Raw genomic sequence first — 16,800 nt, forward strand, 5'->3', positions numbered from 1 at the left:
AAAGACTGTGGTCTTTTCGCGAAAGAACCGTGGTTCTTTCTCCGGAAAGGCCACGGCGGTCAATATAATAGACCATTACGGCCGGTGCAAGGAGTTCACCCGAAACCCACCCATCCAGTGCCGGTCACTCCAGGGATGCAACTAATTACTTATAGTAGCGATTCGCGTGGCGGTCATGCAGAAGCCAATGTCACCCAACGTAATTCCATCATGGTGGTGGGCTGGGTTTCGTAGGTGGGGCGGCACCACCCGGTCGAACACCCCAACCAGCGGCTCCGCACCCAACCGCTTACGCGCCGGAGTGATTCCGCCCGGCGTCGGCGTACGACGCCGACGCCAACGCGAAGTACACCATCCCATGCGGCGGCAACTTCGCATCCGACCGCGGCGCCTGCCTGCCGGCGACCTCGACCGCCCCATCGACGACCTCACGCGGCACCGACCCGGCGAGGACTCCCATCGAGATCCACTCCGGCAACCGTCCACCCACGACCTGCGCTTCCGCGATCACCCGCAGACCCTGACGCCCACACCCCGGACCTACCACCACGACACCAGCACGACCACGGAAACCCGGCCCACCACCACGATCAACTTACGTTAAGTGGCATTGGCACTGAGACCGCCCGGACGCGCCCATTGCGTAGCTGCTGCGATCTATGCTTAGATCCGGATGATGGATGACGGGGGTTGTTCCGAGCACATGCTTGACGATTCACTGGCGTCTTGGCGCCTGGCGTCTTCACAGAGTTTACCGCTGTTGAATGCCGAGGTGAATCGGAGGGGCGACACATGGTGAACATCGCCGAGGGGGCCCCCTCAAGCACGGCCTCGCCAACCATGATGGCGGTCCAGGACAACACTACCGACCCGCTGACGGTCCTCTTGCCGTGCGCCGGTGCGGGATCGCGCTTCAAGGCGCCCTACCCCAAAGAACTGCATTGCATAGCCCGTGGAGTCACCGCGCTGGACGCGGCTCTCGCCCCGGTGGTGGATCTGTCCCGGAACTATCCGGTACGTCTGGTCGCGGTGGTCGGCCCAGGCCGTGAATCAACAGTCGAGCGGTTGTATCCGTACGGCGAGCATCTCGATCTTTGTATCACCTTTCAAAATGAACGCCATGGGCCGCAGATCATGGGGGCACTACGGGCGGCCCACGATCTCGTTTCCGAGCGCGTCCTGATCGTACTTCCCGATCAGTATTTCTCCTGGGAGCCGGGAGCGAACCCGTTGCTGGATTGTGTCCGGGCACTTCAGGCCGACGAATTCAGCGTGATCGCCGCAAAGCCCGGTAGCCGTCCGCTGACCGAGGACGGAGCGCTGGCCGTGCAGGCCGGCCCGCACGGACCGAGGGTGACCGCAGCCGCCGAGAAACCGCAGGACCCGACCGGGTTCGACGCCGCTTGGGTGGTCGTCGGGCTGCGCCGCTCCGCGTGGGACCGGCTGCCCGACGTGTTCCGGCGTACGGCCGGCAGTCCGCTAGTCGGCGCCCCCGTGGTGTTCGCCGGCGGTTACCGCCACCTTCATGTCCCGAGCAGCGCGAACGAGAACAGCTCATCATGACGACGGGCACGGGGCACGTGGTCCTCGATGCCGGCAGCTATCCCATAGACGGTGCCCACATCGGCGGCATCGGATTGCGGATATGTGAACTGGCGGAGACGCTCGCCGAATTCGTGCCGACCACCGTCATGGCGGAAAGTGTGGCCGGGGCGGTGCCGGTCGGCCGGGCCCGGCTGGCATCCTCCCGTTCCTGGCGGGAGCTCGTCGGCCACGCGGACGCGGTGATGTTCTTCGACGGTGGTTCCTCCCAGCGGCTCCACGAGGCGCAGACCCGCCAATGCTTGATCATCGTCGAGAATGCACCGCCGATCGAGCAGTTGGAGTACCCGTCGCTACGGTCGGCGGCCGACCCGGGCGCCGTCCATCGACGTCTGGTCGAGGATTACGCGGCCCAGCTCCGGGCGGCCGACCACTTCCTCTGCCGGTCCGCCGTCGAGCGCGTCACCCTGCTGGCGAACCTGTGCCTCACCGGCCGGCTCAGCGCAGCGGCGCTGGACCGGTCCCGGACGCTCGAACACCTGGTCTCCCTGGTGCCGATCGGCTTCAGCGCGTCGAGCGCGGAGCGTGCCGCCCGAGCCGCTCCGCAGCCGGGTCCGGATCTATTGTGGACCGGTGGGCTGTGGGCATACTTCGACCCGGTAGCCGTGGTGGAGGCTGTGAAGCTCTGTCACGACGCCGGGCACCCGGTCAGCCTGGGTTTTCTCTATGGCCGGGCGCAGCCCGACAACAAAATGGTGGTGGACGACCTCCTGACGGCGATCCGCACCCATCACCTCGAAGATTGGGTGGAACTGCGGACGGAGCCGATCTCGCACCTGTCGCGGGATGGTGTCCTCAAGGGATCGAAGGCACTGGTCAGTATCGCGAAGCCAGGCATCGAGAACGACACCTGCGTGCGCCTGCGTATTCGCGACAGCCGGCTGTACGGGCGTCCGCTGTTGTGCGACAACTTCGGGCCGACAGCCGTAGAAGCGGCGGCCGACGGACTCGGCACCGCGGTCGACCCGCGCGACCGGGCCGCACTCGCCGCCAAGATCATGACCCTCACTGCAGGGAGCGAAGCTCATGACACTCACGGACCGATCGGGGGGTTCGACTACACCCGCAGCGCCGCCCGGTTTCTCGACTGGCTCGTCGACGCCATCGCCCGGCGGAGGGCCCGGCTCTGACCCGGCGACGGCCGGCGTCTGGCACGGTTGGTCGCCGGTGCGCCAGCGGGACCGGCCGACCATCGTCCGCGGAGCCGGCTGGCACGTCTGGGACGACGCCGGCCGGCGCTATCTGGACGCGACCTCGTCGGCCCTGAACGCGGTCTGCGGGTACGGCGAGCCCCGGATCCAGGCGGCCGCCCAGGCGCAGGCCGCCCGGTTGCAGCACTTCGAGCTGTCGCGGTTCGCGCACCAGCCGGCATCGGCGCTGGCGGAGCGGCTGGCCAGCCTTCTCGGCGGCCCACTCACCCGGACGGTTCTCGTCAACAGCGGCTCGGAGGCGGTGGAGGCGGCCGTCCGCATCGCGGTGGACCTGTGGCCGCTGCGCGGCGAGACGCGAATCCGGGTGGTGACGCTCGAACGCGGCTATCACGGATCGACGGCACTGTGCCAGTCGCTGTCGGGTCTGCCGCACCTGGCCAACCGGTATCGTGACCCGGTCGTGGTCACCCGCGTGACGTTGCCCCGGGAGGGTGCGGCGCTGCGCACCACGGAGGGGCTCGAACGCACCGTCGAGGCACTCGAGCGGGCCATCGTGGGACCGCACGATGCCGGGCCGCCAGCCGCCGTGCTGCTCGAGCCGCTTCTCAACGTCGGCGGCGGCATCGTCCTCCCGCCGGGACTTCTGGCCCGGCTGCGCCAGATCTGCGACCGCACCGGCACCCTGCTCGTCCTGGACGAGGTCTTCACCGGCTTCGGCCGTACCGGCGCCTGGTTCGCCCATCAGCACGACGGCGCCCGGCCGGACCTGATCGCGCTGAGCAAGGGCCTGAACGGCGGCTACGCACCCATCGGGGCGGTGGTCGCGGCGGGACACCTCGCCGAGGAGTTCGCCGCCGAACCGGTGATCGGCGGCCTGCGGTACGGACACACCACGTCCGGCCACGCGATCGCCTGCGCCGCCGCCCTGGCCGCGCTCGACGTCATCGAGAAGGACGACCTGGTCACGCGGTCGGCCCGGCACGGCGCCGACCTGCTTGACGCGCTCAGGGCCGCCGCCACCGGTCCCCTGGTGACCGATGTACGGGGGCAGGGCCTAATCGTGTCGGTCGAGATGGCCGACGCGGACCTCGCGACGCAACTGGTGCTGGCCGCGACAGCCCGTCACGTGCTGCTGCGCCAGCAGGGCCGAACCGTCATGGCGGTACCTCCGCTGACGATCGACGAGGCGGGCATCCGTGAGATCGCCGGATCGGTGGCCGGCGCGCTGACCAACGTGCTGACCGGGAGCCGATCTTGAATAACGACGCCAACTCGCCGTCAGCCGTACGCCGAATCATCGACGCGATCGCGGACCTGCGCGCCGGACGGCCGCTCGACGGGCCCACCATCCGCGGCGTCGTCGACGACTATCTGGCCGGCCGGGTCACCGACTATCAGATGTCGGCCTGGCTGGCCACGGTGGCCTGTACCGGCCTCCGGCCGGACGAGACCGCAGCCCTCGCGATGGCCTACGTCGACAGCGGGCGACGGCTCACCCACCCCGGGGTCGGCCGGGTGGTGGACAAGCACAGCACCGGTGGGGTCGGTGACAAGGTCAGCCTCTTCGTGGTGCCGGTGGTGGCTGCCTGCGGTGTCCCGGTGGTCAAGGTGTCCGGCCGCGGCCTGGGGTTCATGGGCGGCACGGTGGACAAGCTCGAGTCGCTGGCCGGGCTGCGCCTCGACCTCTCGGCTGGCGAGGTGGCGGACGCGCTGAAGGCCGTTGGCATGGTCATCACCGGGCAGAGCGATGAAGTGGTTCCCGGTGACCGAGCCACGTATGCCCTGCGGGACGTGACCGGGACCGTTGACAGCATGCCGCTGATCGCGGCCAGCGTGATGAGCAAAAAAATCGCCACCGGCGCAGACGCGGTCGTTCTCGACGTCAAATGTGGTGAGGGCGCTCTGGTCCCCGATCTGGACGCGGCCCGGACGCTGGCACGGCTGATGATCGATATCGGCCGGGCCGCGGGCGTGGAGTGTCAGGCCGTGCTCACCGACATGAACCGGCCGCTCGGACGTGCCGTGGGCAACGCCGCCGAGGTGCGCGAAGCGATCTCCGCTCTTCAGGGCGACATCGTGCCGGGCTATCACGAGGTTTGCCGGCAGGTGGCCGTTCTCATGGTAAGCCTGGGCCGCCCGAATCTGAGTACCGGCGCGTGCGAGGAGCTCGTCGAGCATGCCGTTGCTTCCGGTGCGGCGCTGCGCATCCTCCGTCGCTGGGTGGAGTACCAGGGCGGCGACATCGCACAGATCGACGACCCGGACCTGTTGCCGAGCGGCCGCCACGAGGCCGTCGTCCGGGCCACCGAAGACGGCTGGGTGACCGGGATCGGGCCGACCGAGATCGGCAAGGCCGCGCTCTGGCTGGGAGCCGGTCGTTTCCAGCACGAAGCCCCCCTGGATCACGGCGCGGCCGTGCTGCTCGACCGGCAGGTCGGAGAACGGGTTGCCGCGGGCGAGCCACTGGCCCGTCTCGTCTGGAACGACGGCCGGCCCGATGAGGCCGAGAAGGCGGTCCGCGCAGCGTTCCGGGTCGGCCGGCAGCCGCCCGAGGAGATCAACCCCGTCCTCGATGTCGTGAATGTCAATTGACGACGCAACGCAACTGCGTGCAGTCGCACAACGGTGGCCTGTCCCGGCATGTTCGGCGGACCGCCCGATAGGTGAAGTGAAGTGAGATGACAATCGACTCGTTGAACCTGCTCAAGACAGCGAAGGACGTACCCACCTTCGACGCCGTTCCGTGGGACTCGCCGGTCGCCTGGCACCCTGCCGGCAGTGGCGCATCCGTGGACCTGGCGGCCGTCCGAGAAATCGTCCGCCGCTACCGGCGGCACGGGTTCTGCATCGTTCAGCTGCAGCCCGGGACAGCCGACGAGCAATCCCTCTCCTCGCTGGCCGAAGCCCTGCGGCTGGGAAATCCGTTCGTGCCGCCGCTCTACCGTCTGAACGGCAATACGCCGTCCGCGGTCTCCCGAATCTCCGCCGGGCTCAACGCCTCCACCCAGGACGCCACCCACCCCTCGTTCGGGCGGAGCAGCGGGCAACGCCTGCACACCGACGGCACCCTTCAGGACATCGGTCAGATCCGGACCACGCTGCTGCTGTGCCAGTCCGTCGGGCGGACCGGCGGCGACACCCGCCTCTTCAACGCCACCGCGGCCTACGCGGAGCTACTGACAGCCGATCTGCCGGCGGCCCTGGCGCTGGCCACACCCGGGAGCCTGGTACGCCGAGCCACCGTCAACGGCAGCGACGACTTCAATGCCGGTCCCGCCTTCGCCGTCGTCGACGGGCAGTTGGTGACTCGTTACTCACTGACCGACACCGACCGGTGGGAAGTGCCGTCCGGAATTTCCGCCGACGATTTGTGGCGGGCGGTGGCGTACCTCGAGAGATGTGCCGAGGACTCCGCGGTCTACCGCGAATTCCGGTTGGAACCGGCTCAGGTGCTGGTCTTGGCCAATGCTCGACTCTCGCACGGCCGGACCGCCTATACCGACGATCCGCAACAGCCGCGGTGCATGTTCCGGACCCTGCACGAGCGGGAACCCGCTACGGAGCCGATCCCGTGTCCGTAGAAGACCGGCCGGCCGGGTCGACTCGGTCCGCCCGGACCCGCCGTGATGCGTGGGCTGTTGTCCGTTGCTGAGCATTTTGGGGCGAATCTGGGCTATTCTTTCCGCGTGAATGAATACACCCTTCAACAGTCCTCCGAAGGCCGTCCTGGTCGGGTCGCAACGAAGGCTATTCTGCCATCCGGCGGATTAGCCACCCGCCTGCTTCCGGCCACCAAGTCGGTGCCCAAGGAATTGCTGCCGATCGTCGACACGCCGATTCTTGAGCACCTGCTGGAGGAAGTCGGCGATGCCGGCATCAGCGACGCCCTGGTGATCACGGTGCGCGGGAAGGAAGCGATCAACGATCATTTCGACACCGACCCCGTGTTGCTCTCGCATCTCGGGCCCCGATACGAGCAACTCCTGTCCGGGACGCTCAGGTTGATCGACCGGGTCACCGTTCACAGCGTGCGTCAGGGCGGTGCGACCGGCATGGGACTTGCCGTGTACCGCGCCCGGCAGCACATCGGTGACGAGCCCTTTGCGGTCGTCACCGGCGACGAGCTGCTCGACCGGGAGGCCGGCCTGCTGACCCGGATGATCGACGTGCAGGCGGCCCATGGCGGCATCGTGCTGGCAGTGAGCTCGGTACCGGATGAGCTGGTGCCGCTGAGCGACATGGTTGCGGTCGGTGAGTCCAGCTCGGACGAATTGCTCACCGTGACCGACGTTGTCAAGCGGCCGTGCCTTGAGGACGCTCCCTCTCGGCTTGCCCTGATCGGCCGCTACGTCCTACCTCCGGAGATCCTCCCGGTACTCGGCCGAACTTCCCCCGACCACGGTGGAGAGGTGCAGCTGCCGGACGCGATGGTCGAGCTCGCACGGGCCGGCGTGCCAATTCACGCCGTCCCGTACTCCGGTGCCCGGTACGACGTCGCCACCCGGCTGGGGCTGCTGACCACGGCGATCCAGTTCGCCGGCCGGCGTGACGATCTGCGTGACGATCTGCTCGCCTGGCTGACGAGCTACGTAGCCGGTCAGGAACCGTCAACCGTCGACTGAGCCGGGCACCCGCGGACGGCCGGTAGGCCGTCCGCGGGCCGTACCGGCGCAGGCCCTGGCCAGGAGGCCGGTCAGCTCGGCGACGGTCTGCCGGGGAGAGACGGCCGGGCGGGAGGAGACATCATGACGACGCCGCGGCCAGCGGGCCGCTGACGTACGGGCCGATGCCGTACATCCGCACCGGTTCCAGGGGTAACACGACGTGGCTGCGGCCACGGGCGTCGGTGATCGGTGCGGTTGCCCGCGCTCCGGCTCGGGCGTAGCAGGTGAGGACCGTCCCGTCGTCACGCTGCTTCTGCAATGCCAGGCGGGGGCTGGTCTGCAGGTCGCGCTCCCGAACCGTGTCGAGATAGAGGAACATGTTCAAGGACGCCGACCTGTCGAATTGCAGCTTGACCGCCGCGAGGTGGGGCCAGCGGGAGCTGCCGTAAGTCGCGACCGCGCACATGTAGATGGAGTTCCAGGTCTCCAGGAAGTCCCGTGCCGGCAGCACCCGTCCGGGCTTGCCGAAAAACGACCTCTGTACCTGACCGGCCCGGTCGAGCGACGCGTCGAGGATCCGCTGCACCCGGGCCAGACCGTCGGGATCCCAGTCGGCGGTTTCGTTCATGCTTCCTCTCCTCGGTTCGTCGTATCCGCCAGACCCAGCAGGCGGTGAGCCGCAGCGACCACGTTGGCGACCGTCATCCCGAAGTGCCGGAGCAGTACGTCACCGTGATCGGAGGCGCCGAAATCGTCTACCGACACCACGTCGCCGTCCAACCCCACCCATCGATGCCAGCCCATCGATGACCCGGCCTCCACCGCCAGCCGTGTCCGGACCGCCGGCGGCAGAACGGCGTCGCGATAGGCGGCATCCTGCGCCTCGAACAACTCCCAGCAGGGCATCGAGACGACGCGGACGGCCGTACCGGCGTCGGCGAGCTCACGTGCCGCGGCGAGGACCAGATGAACCTCGCTGCCGCTCGCCAGCAGAACGATGTCGGGATCGCCGGTTTCGCCGGCGAGAACGTATCCACCTCTGGCCACGCCTTCCGCCGCGGCGTCGGTCGCGGCCTCGGCCAGCACCGGCAGCAGCTGACGCGCGAGAACCAGTGCCACCGGGCCTTCGGTCCGGGCCAGGACCGCCCGCCAGGCGTACGTGGTCTCGTGCGCGTCGGCCGGGCGCATGACCCAGATGCCCGGCATTGCTCGCAACGAGGCCAGATGCTCGATCGGCTGATGAGTACGTCCGTCTGCCCCGATGGCGATCGAGTCGTGCGTCCAGATCCATACCACGGGTAATCCCATCACCGCGGACAGGCGGACCGCCGGGCGCATGTAGTCACCGAAGGTGAGGAACGTGGACCCGAACGGTTTGGAGATGCCACCGTGCAACGCGAGCCCGTTGACGACCGCCGCCATGCCGTGCTCGCGAACCCCGAACGCCAGGTTGCGATCCGGAGCGGCGGCGGTGAAGACGCCCGCTGCGGCCAGCGCGGTCTTGGTCGAGTCCACCAGGTCGGCCGCGCCCCCTGTCATCGTCGGCAACCGGTTGCCGAGCTCGTCCAGCACAAGCCGGGAGACGTTGCGGGGGGACACCGGTTCGTGAGTGGGGACGGCGAACCCGGCGAGCACATCCCGCGGGATCGGTCCGTGCGCCGCGTCCCACGCGGTGCGCAGCTCCGGGAACTCCCGGCTCCACTCGGCGAAGGTCTTCTCCCACAGCGACCTCTCCCGGCTGCCGCGGGGACGTGCGTCCAGCATCTGGGGGCCGACGTCCGGTACGCCGAAGGTGACCGCCGGATCCAAGCCGAGGGCGGCCTTGGTCCGGGCGGCCTCGACGGCGCCGAGCGGGGAGCCGTGCGCCTTGGTGGTCCCGCGCACCGCTTCGGCCGGGTAACCGATCTCGGTCGGCAGAATCAGGAGAGTTGGCCGTCCGTCGCGCCGATTCCGCACGCGCCGCAGCGCGTCCGCAAGGACCTCGACATCCTCCACCGCGGCGACCTGCTCGACCACCCAGCCGCTGGCCCGAAACCGGGCGACCTGGTCCTCGACACCGAAGGACAATGAGGTGGGGCCGTCGATGGTGATGCCGTTGCTGTCGTAGCACACCACGAGCTTGTCCAAGCCCCACTGCCCGGCCAGCGAGATGGCCTCCTGGCTGACGCCCTCCATCAGGTCGCCGTCCGACGCCACCACGAATGTGGCGTGGTCGACGATCTCGAATCCCGGCCGGTTGAACCGAGCGGCCAGCAGGCGCTCGGCCACCGCCAGGCCGACGGCTGTGGCCAGTCCCTGACCGAGAGGACCGGTGGTCGTCTCCACTCCGGGTGTCACGCCGTACTCGGGATGACCGGGAGTTCTCGAACCCAGACGCCGGAACGACCGCAGATCGTCCAGGGTCACGTCGTAGCCGGCGAGGTGGAGCAGGACGTACTGCCAGGCGGAGGCGTGCCCGGCACTCAGCACGAGACGGTCCCGGTCCGGCCAGTCCGGCCGGGCGGGGTCGTGCCGGAGGACGTCACCGTAAATCGCGCACCCGAGTGGTGCGAGGGCCAGCGCGGCCCCCACGTGGCCGTTGCCGGCGTGTTCGACCGTATCGATGATCAAGCCCCGGACCGCGGCCACCGACGCCGTCCATGGCGATCGTTCGGTGATGGTCACGGGTGGTGTCCGATCGGCTCGGTCGAATCCAAGCCGACGCACGTCCATCGGATGGGTACGGACGGCCCGGCGTCGGTGCAGGACTGCAGCCGGGCCGGCGACTGGTCCTCGGAACGGACCGTCACCGTGTGCCGGCGACCGTCGGCCGTGGTGAAGTGATTCCGGTAGGTTCGGTCGCCGACCTCGATCGCCCGCTCGGTCAGGGTCACCTCGTCCACGCCCAGATAGCCCTGCCGGCGCAGTACGTCGTCGGCTGCCTGTTCTGGGATCGTGTAGGTCGAGCGGCCACGGAAATGCTCCAGGTCGATCCGGCCGGCCTCGGTCGCCGAGGTGATCGCCGCAGCCGCCGGCGGGTCCACCCGGCCGTAGTAGTGCCCGTGCGGGAAGACGACCACGTTGGCCGCGAACTTGTGTCCGCCGACGTGCGCGGTCCGGCGGCCCCGATCACCGACCTGTGCCCGCAGGGCGGCGTGGACCGCGGAGCCGCTCCGCCCGCAGCACGGATCACCGGCCTCGTTCGCGCAGACCGCGTACAGCGGTTCGGCGAGCGGCTCGAAGCCGGGAGGAAGTTGCCCGGCCGCCAGAATCGAGAAGTCGAGGGACAGTAGGTCGGTGATGTCATCGACCGCCTTCCGGCCCCATCCGGGTGTCGCGCCGGGCGCGCGCACCGCGGCATAACACCACCGGGGTCGCTCGTCGCCGGGCGGGCTGATGAGCTGGGTTCGTACGCCGATCCGGCGCTCCACCTGATCCAGCTGGTGAGTCACGGCCGGGTCGAGACCGCTCTCGGTCAGGGCGTTCTTACCCCAGGGACCCGGGTGTTCCAGCAACAGCCAGGCGGTCACCTCGAGCGCGGTGGCCGTCAGGGGATCTCCCAGCTGCTGGGCCAACACGGAGCACGCCGGCGCATCTCGGCTGACGAGTGCAGTCAATTGGCGTCACCTTTCATCAGGGCAGGAACAGTCATCACGGCACGGAGCGCGTCGAGATCGTTACGGAGCGCGTCCGGCGGTACCGAGATGTTGAGGCGGATGGCCTGGGTGCCGGGATACAGCCGGTTCCACACCTGCTCGTCGGCACCGAACAGGTACATCGGATTGACCTTGAGTCCGACCCGGCCCGCTTCCGTCGCCCATGCGGTCAGCGCCTCTCCGGTCGGCAGATCCGGTATCCGGCGGAACGCGGAAAAGCCGGCGACCGGATCCGGCAGGCGGTCCACCGGCATGAGTAGGCCACTGTGGTCGGCCATGGACAGGGCTTGCAGGAATTCACCGCGGCGGGACTCCATCACGGTTCGGAACCCGGCCAGCGTGGACTCACCGCACCACGGTAGCCCGGCCGCGCGGAAGTCGTCGGCCAGCACGGTGGCCCGTCCGGCGCCGGTGGGGTCGAACACCGCGAGCAGGAGGGCCAGGTGCACCGCAGCGACGCGGCCGAGTCCCACCGCAACCGAGTAGCCACGCTCGAACCGGTCCGCCCGGCTGTACGCAAGCAGCTCAGGATTACGGGTCAGCATGACCCCGCATCGGAGCCCAGGCACCGAGAGATCCTTCGACGGGCTCATCAGTACCGCGGTGCGGTCGAGCGAGGTGACCCGGGCCCGCAGCCGGCCGAGGAACTTCTCGGCCGGCTGGAACGTCGGCAGAGCGAAGACGTGGTCCACGAGGTCGAACGACGGCATGAGCGCTTGCCGTACCGGCTCCGTCCGTGCCCACGCTCCGGTCACACCGTTCGGCGCGACGTCAACGAACAGCGGCCCCGGGCCCTGCTCGTCCGACACCCGCAGCATCCGCCCATCCGCGGTGTAGTAGGCACACACGCGCACCCGGTGCCGGGCCGCGGACTGCTCGAAGCTGCAGTACAGGGGCAACGGGACGGCCACCGGCATGCCCTGGGCCGCCGCGAAGCCCAGCAGGACGCTGATCGCCTCGGTACTTCCGTTGAACAGCACCACGTGCTCCGGTCGGAGCCGGGTACCCAGATACCGGCCGGCGAGCTCGGCGATCAGGTGCCGGTCGGCCAGGTCGCCAGATCCGGTGTAGTCGGCGATCCGCCCGTCGAACATGTCGTCGTACATCCGGCTCAGCCATTGCCGTACCCCGGTGGCCGGCATCCGGCGGTTGATCCCGTATCCCAGCTGGCGGGCGGCTGCGGTGGTGCGGGAGCGGATCCGGCGGTAGTACGTCACGCACTCCACGTCCGGCAACGCCGGTGAACCGGTGCCGTCCGGTTCGGCGAGGGGCGGGTAGGACCCGGTGACCGGTGGAAGCAGGTCCGGTCCGGTTCCGAGAGCCGGTATCACGCAGCCGCACCGACGACGAGATGCAGACGCAGGTCGCGAGCGCCGTTGAGGGCGGTGTGGGTTTGCCGGGTGTCGACGAAGTACGCGTCGCCGTCGGCCGGAATCCGGAACACCTGGTTCTCGTCGACGAAGACGAAGGCCGCGTGCTCGGTGGTCTCGATGGCGACGTGCACCCGTGGCGTGGCGTCACGGTGCACCGAGTAGCAGCGCCTCGGATCGAGGCCAAGTAGACGCGACCGGAAGACGGGGAACGGGAAGCGGGCCAGCACCTCGGCGAGGTACGTGCCCTCGAGCTCCGGGTTCAGCGTGTCGTACTCCTGTTCCGGGGCGATGTCCTCCTCCTGGTAGCAGGACTCGTACCAGGGGTTGGTCGAGCCCGGACGGATCTGGACGGCCAGCTGCCGGGTGGACTCGAAGATGAGCGGGTGCTTCTCCAGCAGGTCGCGGATCTCGGTGCGTAGCCGTTCGGCATCGATGCCGAGCGTGAACCGCCCGACGAGGGGCGCACCGGTCGCTCCTCGGGCGATCCACTCTGGTTCCGGCATTACGTTGCGGTTACTCATCGACGCGCTCCATCCCTTGGTCGTCGACCAGATACTGATCAGGGGCGGGTAGTTGCCCGAAGTGTCGTGCGTGCACGAGCGTGTAAGCACCGAACGAGGTGGCCAGGAGACGGTCACCGGCGGCGAGGCGGGTCGCCGACGGAGTCCTCGCGGTACGCCGGAAGTGGTCCTTCTCGTACAGCGACGGACCGAACACGTCGCCGGTGAAGACCTGTGACGGGTCGTCGACCGGATGAAAGGACGGATAGGCCCAGGGTGCAAGGTTCCACGCCGACGCGTCAACCACCACTCCCTGCCCATGAACGGACGCGCAATCGGCGTCGAGTACCTCGGTCACCAGGTAGGCATGGTCGAGGGTGAGCGCGGCCCCGGGCTCCATCCAGACGTTCAGCTCCGGGCCTTCATGCGCTCGCAGCTCGGCCGCCACCGTCTGCAGCACCGCCTCCAGCACGTCCGGGCGCCGCGACAGGCGTAGCAGGCCCCCGCCGAGGTTGATCTGGGTGACCGTGCCGAGCAGGCGGGCGACGAGCAAGGCGTACCTGGCACGGAAGGCCAGCAGATCCGGCGTCACCTCTCCGGTGTGGACACGTATCCGCTGCACCGACTGCGGCGCCGAGCGGATGCGTCCGGTCAGTTCCTCGTTCAGAACCAGCCCGAAACGGCTCTCCTGGCCCCGGCTGGTGGAGGAGCGCAAGGAGTCCGGCAAGGGCACCCGGACCCGCAGCCCCCATCCGGCCGCGCCGCCGGCTCCCGCGTGTGCCTGCTGGTTCAGCAGCTGCGTGAGCTGCACGGGCGACTGGGCGTCGAAGAGTACTCCATCGGCCAGCAGTTCACGGATGTGCACCGGCCCGAACGCGGGACCGGTGGCGGAGATCCGGTCGAACCCGAGCGTCCGGGCGAGCCGGTACTCCTCGATGGTCGCCACGTCCGCGGCCCGGGCGGTCTCGCGGAGAAGCGTCACGATCGGCGCGCTCGCACAGGCCTTCAGCGCGACGTGTAGGCCCAGGTTGTGTCGTGCCATCAACTGCCCGAGAGATCGGACGTGGGCCGTCAAGCCCGGGACATCCCAAAGGATGCGGGGTGTCGACTTCACCTGCGCCGCGGCTCGGAGGATTCGCGCCGGCAGGCCGGACTCCGGGGGGTCGAACGGTGCGGCACCGGCCGCCGTCGTTGTACCCGCGGAGCCCGTGGCTTCTCGCAAAGCGGAGAGCTCCGCTACATACCGCGCCCATCCGCCGGTCCGCACGCTACCCCCTCCGCGCCGCCGGGGAGTCGAGTCGTCCCCGGCCGTCGGTATCGTCATGCCGTGAGCAAGCCGGACTCAGTCGCCGGCGACGGTTGGGCCGCCCTCCCACGGATGGTCGTTCGCGAGCGCCGCGACGGCGAGATCGAGCCCGTTACCGTCATCGGGCTCGAACCAGAACGGCCGGCCCGCGGCTTCCCGGATGTCCTGCGCCAGCCGGGCGACCTTCCCGGCGTCGCCGTCCCGCGCGACCATGAAGGCCTGTACGAGCAACTCCATCGACTCCTCGCGGGCACCGGTGAACGTCAACTCATTGACGCCGAGACGCAGAGCCGGTCCGGGTACACCGGGCAGATCCACCTGAACATTGACCCGAATCTGACCTTCGTAGAGGGCGCCGGCGATTGCGTCCGTCGCCGCCGCGTCCCCGATCCGTACCCACACCTGATGGTTCTTCGTCGCCCGACCGCCTTCCAGGACGACGTCGAACCCGGCCTCGGCGAGGCCCGTCTCGAAGCGGCGAGCGTTCGCGACGGTCTGGGCGGCGTAGGCGCCCCCGAAGACGGTGAATTCAGTGGCCGCCACACCGAGCGCCAGCGTCTCGGCGAAATGGTGCGATGACAGGAGGGTGAACTGTGCCTCGGTGATGGCCCGAGCAAGCTCGGATCGGCGGGTCATGAGGACGCCCTTGTGCGGTCCCGGGAACGTCTTGTGAGTGGATCCGCCGATGGTGTCCGCACCGTCGTCCAGCGGGTTCGGGTGCGCGCCGCCGAGTATCAGGCCGAGCGAGTGACTGCAGTCGACGTGGACGAGGGTGGACGGCGACTCGGCCCGCACCGCCTCGACGACCGCCGTCACGTCCAGGATCTGACGGCTGTTCTGCAGATCGAGGTAGACCAGCTTGGGCCGGTGCGTGCGCAACGCCGTTCGCAGTTCGGTGTCGTCCACCGCGCCCATACGCACCGGCAACAGGGAGACGCCGAAGCCGAGCCGCCGCGCCACCGAACCGGTGGCGTAGTGGCCGCCGTGGTCCGGATGGATGCACAGGACGTGTCCGCCGGGCGGCCCGCCGAGGCCGCTCAGGGCGAGGACCATCGCACTCATGCCGGAGATCGGCCGCACGTTCACCAGTTCGGCGCCGGCCAGGCGGCCGAGACTCGACTTGGTCAGCTCAGTTTCGAGGAAGCCCACCGACTGCCCGCCCCGGAACTGCCAGAAGCCCGGATCCAGGCCATCGTTGAAGAAATAGCGGTGATAGAAATCCGTTCCCAGTACGCTGGACGCCATCGGCGACAGCCGGTTCTCACTGGGCACCAGGTTGAGCGCGTCACGCGAAGCCCGGCTGGCGTCGGCCAGGGCACGCACGACTTCGCCCAGGCGTCGTTTGACGGCATCTGGTTCTTGACCGCTCATCCACATTGGGATTGCCACGTCGCCAATGCTCGGCTCAAGCCGAGCGGGTCATGGCCCGCGAGCTCAGGACGTCAAGAAATTTCGACCTCAAGGAAGTTGCCCCCGTCAACAACGAATGCCACGAGCTGCTTACTCGGAAAGTAGAGGCTATTCATGGCAAGAATGCAAAATGCTTAATTTGAATATTAGATAAGAATTTGTCGTGAATGAATGCTACATGCGTCCAAGGGGGGTGTCAAGAGATCGGAGATCGACGTTCCGTCATGATGCGCTTAGGCTAGTGACCACGGCGCGTAACCGGACAAACCTGCGGAAGATCCGTCGGCGGCCAGCAAGGGCACGAAGGGCGACGTCTACCACCCGCCGGCAAGCCTGGCCATCATCACGACCAAGGCGCTGGACGCCCTGACCCGGGATCGCGACGGCGTCTTCCTCTTCGTCGAGGAGGAGGGCATCGACGAGTTCGCCCACGAGAACAACCGCTCCGATCTGCCGGGTCCGGTACCGCTCATCAATGAGCGTCGACGTGCCGGGTCACGTACGTATGCTCGCATCATGAGCGGTACGACCAGGCAGATCGATGTGGCACGCCTTCCCAGTGATGTCGCGGCACTCGTCGACACGCTCCGGCCGGGCGAGGAATTGATCATCACGCGAGCTGGCGTGCCGATTGCATCCGTCTGCGGCGCGATCGGCGGGACCATCGTCGTTCCCCACCGGCCTCCAGAGGACTCCGAACAGCCGCCGACCGGCCGCGACGACGTGACCGTCGTCGCCACGGCGATGAGGCTGCCCGAGTCGGTTCGTGCGGTGCTCTCTGCCCAACTTGGAACGGACTACATCGTGGTCGACATGCATTGCGCGCCGACGACAACCGATGTGTTGTTGGTGCCGCCGACAAGTCCCCAGCTCATCGGGAATCTCCGGTCGATGTTTCCCCAGGCTCGCGTCGTCATCGTCGAGTTCGAGGATGACGATCTCGGAATCCACTACCTTGGACCGATCCGACGCATGCTCGACGCAGGCGCCGACACCTATCTGACCCCCACGACCATCCCCAGCCTGGCGAGGCAACTCGATGAGACCGTCACCCGGCGTCGCGAAGTCACCGGCAGGGCCGACAGAGATCTCGCCATCGAGGCCGCCGGTGCCGAGTTGGGCTGATCCGACGGCAGGTCGTGCCGGGCACCGATCTTCAGCAGGCACTTCGCCGTGATCTTGGCGGTCGGCCTGATCGAGGTGAAGTGTGGGGTGCCCG

General features: G+C 68.3%; 15 protein-coding genes. 7 read left to right on the forward strand and 8 right to left on the reverse strand.

Annotation, left to right across the window (positions count from 1 at the left end):
• Positions 1-289: 289 nt before the first annotated feature.
• Entirely contained in the window at positions 290-511 is a 222-nt protein-coding gene (locus KBX00_RS17045; RefSeq protein ID WP_210828124.1) for a transposase domain-containing protein, read from the reverse strand.
• Positions 512-792: 281 nt separating this feature from the next.
• Here KBX00_RS17045 and KBX00_RS17050 point away from each other — a divergent pair, with 281 nt between their 5' ends.
• The 6 genes from KBX00_RS17050 (at position 793) to KBX00_RS17075 (ending at position 7,375) form a co-directional block, all read left to right on the forward strand.
• Positions 793-1,563 (forward strand): hypothetical protein, encoded by a 771-nt coding sequence (locus tag KBX00_RS17050; RefSeq protein WP_210828126.1) that lies wholly within the window; start codon positions 793-795, stop codon positions 1,561-1,563.
• Positions 1,560-2,732, forward strand: coding sequence for a hypothetical protein (locus tag KBX00_RS17055; RefSeq protein ID WP_210828128.1), 1,173 nt, complete (start codon positions 1,560-1,562; stop codon positions 2,730-2,732). Before KBX00_RS17050 ends, KBX00_RS17055 begins: the two co-directional genes overlap by 4 nt.
• Before the next feature lie 37 nt (positions 2,733-2,769).
• Entirely contained in the window at positions 2,770-4,011 is a 1,242-nt protein-coding gene (locus KBX00_RS17060; protein WP_210828129.1) for an aspartate aminotransferase family protein, read from the forward strand.
• Complete coding sequence (locus KBX00_RS17065; protein ID WP_210828131.1) at positions 4,008-5,345, forward strand: thymidine phosphorylase; 1,338 nt, start codon at positions 4,008-4,010, stop codon at positions 5,343-5,345. The genes KBX00_RS17060 and KBX00_RS17065 overlap by 4 nt, the downstream gene beginning before the upstream one ends.
• 86 nt (positions 5,346-5,431) lie before the next feature.
• A complete protein-coding gene (locus KBX00_RS17070; protein ID WP_210828133.1) occupies positions 5,432-6,334 on the forward strand; it encodes a TauD/TfdA family dioxygenase in 903 nt (300 codons plus the stop codon).
• 105 nt (positions 6,335-6,439) lie between these two features.
• Positions 6,440-7,375, forward strand: a complete 936-nt coding sequence (locus KBX00_RS17075; protein WP_210828134.1) for a sugar phosphate nucleotidyltransferase — start codon at positions 6,440-6,442, stop codon at positions 7,373-7,375.
• Positions 7,376-7,496: 121 nt separating this feature from the next.
• Here the strand turns inward: KBX00_RS17075 and KBX00_RS17080 are convergent, their stop codons facing one another.
• From KBX00_RS17080 to KBX00_RS17110, 7 genes are all read right to left on the reverse strand, one after another.
• Positions 7,497-7,985 carry a hypothetical protein gene (locus KBX00_RS17080; RefSeq protein ID WP_210828136.1) on the reverse strand — a complete coding sequence of 163 codons (489 nt, stop codon included), beginning with the start codon at positions 7,983-7,985 and terminating at the stop codon, positions 7,497-7,499.
• Positions 7,982-10,021, reverse strand: coding sequence for a transketolase (tkt, locus tag KBX00_RS17085; RefSeq protein WP_307868775.1), 2,040 nt, complete (start codon positions 10,019-10,021; stop codon positions 7,982-7,984). The genes KBX00_RS17080 and tkt overlap by 4 nt, the downstream gene beginning before the upstream one ends.
• Complete coding sequence (locus KBX00_RS17090; RefSeq protein WP_210828138.1) at positions 10,018-10,911, reverse strand: sucrase ferredoxin; 894 nt, start codon at positions 10,909-10,911, stop codon at positions 10,018-10,020. Before KBX00_RS17090 ends, tkt begins: the two co-directional genes overlap by 4 nt.
• A gap of 38 nt (positions 10,912-10,949) precedes the next feature.
• Positions 10,950-12,323, reverse strand: coding sequence for an aminotransferase class I/II-fold pyridoxal phosphate-dependent enzyme (locus tag KBX00_RS17095; RefSeq protein WP_210828139.1), 1,374 nt, complete (start codon positions 12,321-12,323; stop codon positions 10,950-10,952).
• On the reverse strand, positions 12,320-12,886 hold the full coding sequence (locus KBX00_RS17100; protein WP_210828140.1) for a hypothetical protein: 567 nt from the start codon (positions 12,884-12,886) through the stop codon (positions 12,320-12,322). Before KBX00_RS17100 ends, KBX00_RS17095 begins: the two co-directional genes overlap by 4 nt.
• A complete protein-coding gene (locus KBX00_RS17105) occupies positions 12,879-13,907 on the reverse strand; it encodes a hypothetical protein (RefSeq protein WP_210828141.1) in 1,029 nt (342 codons plus the stop codon). The genes KBX00_RS17100 and KBX00_RS17105 overlap by 8 nt, the downstream gene beginning before the upstream one ends.
• 300 nt (positions 13,908-14,207) lie before the next feature.
• Entirely contained in the window at positions 14,208-15,560 is a 1,353-nt protein-coding gene (locus tag KBX00_RS17110; protein WP_210828143.1) for a hypothetical protein, read from the reverse strand.
• 537 nt (positions 15,561-16,097) lie between these two features.
• Between KBX00_RS17110 and KBX00_RS17115 the strand changes: the two genes are divergently transcribed.
• Entirely contained in the window at positions 16,098-16,706 is a 609-nt protein-coding gene (locus KBX00_RS17115) for a hypothetical protein (RefSeq protein WP_210828145.1), read from the forward strand.
• Positions 16,707-16,800 lie beyond the last annotated feature (94 nt).

Origin of the sequence: Micromonospora sp. C95 (genome assembly GCF_018070465.1) — a bacterium.
Classification (GTDB): Bacteria; Actinomycetota; Actinomycetes; order Mycobacteriales; family Micromonosporaceae; genus Micromonospora.

What these genes read in the sequence shown, in the direction of transcription:
- KBX00_RS17050 (WP_210828126.1), top strand. Translation starts at nt 793, where the DNA reads ATGGTGAACATCGCCGAGGGGGCCCCCTCAAGCACGGCCTCGCCAACC.
- KBX00_RS17055 (WP_210828128.1), top strand. Translation starts at nt 1,560, where the DNA reads ATGACGACGGGCACGGGGCACGTGGTCCTCGATGCCGGCAGCTATCCC.
- KBX00_RS17070 (WP_210828133.1), top strand. Translation starts at nt 5,432, where the DNA reads ATGACAATCGACTCGTTGAACCTGCTCAAGACAGCGAAGGACGTACCC.
- KBX00_RS17080 (WP_210828136.1), bottom strand. Translation starts at nt 7,985, where the DNA reads ATGAACGAAACCGCCGACTGGGATCCCGACGGTCTGGCCCGGGTGCAG.
- KBX00_RS17100 (WP_210828140.1), bottom strand. Translation starts at nt 12,886, where the DNA reads ATGAGTAACCGCAACGTAATGCCGGAACCAGAGTGGATCGCCCGAGGA.
- KBX00_RS17105 (WP_210828141.1), bottom strand. Translation starts at nt 13,907, where the DNA reads ATGGCACGACACAACCTGGGCCTACACGTCGCGCTGAAGGCCTGTGCG.
- KBX00_RS17115 (WP_210828145.1), top strand. Translation starts at nt 16,098, where the DNA reads ATGAGCGGTACGACCAGGCAGATCGATGTGGCACGCCTTCCCAGTGAT.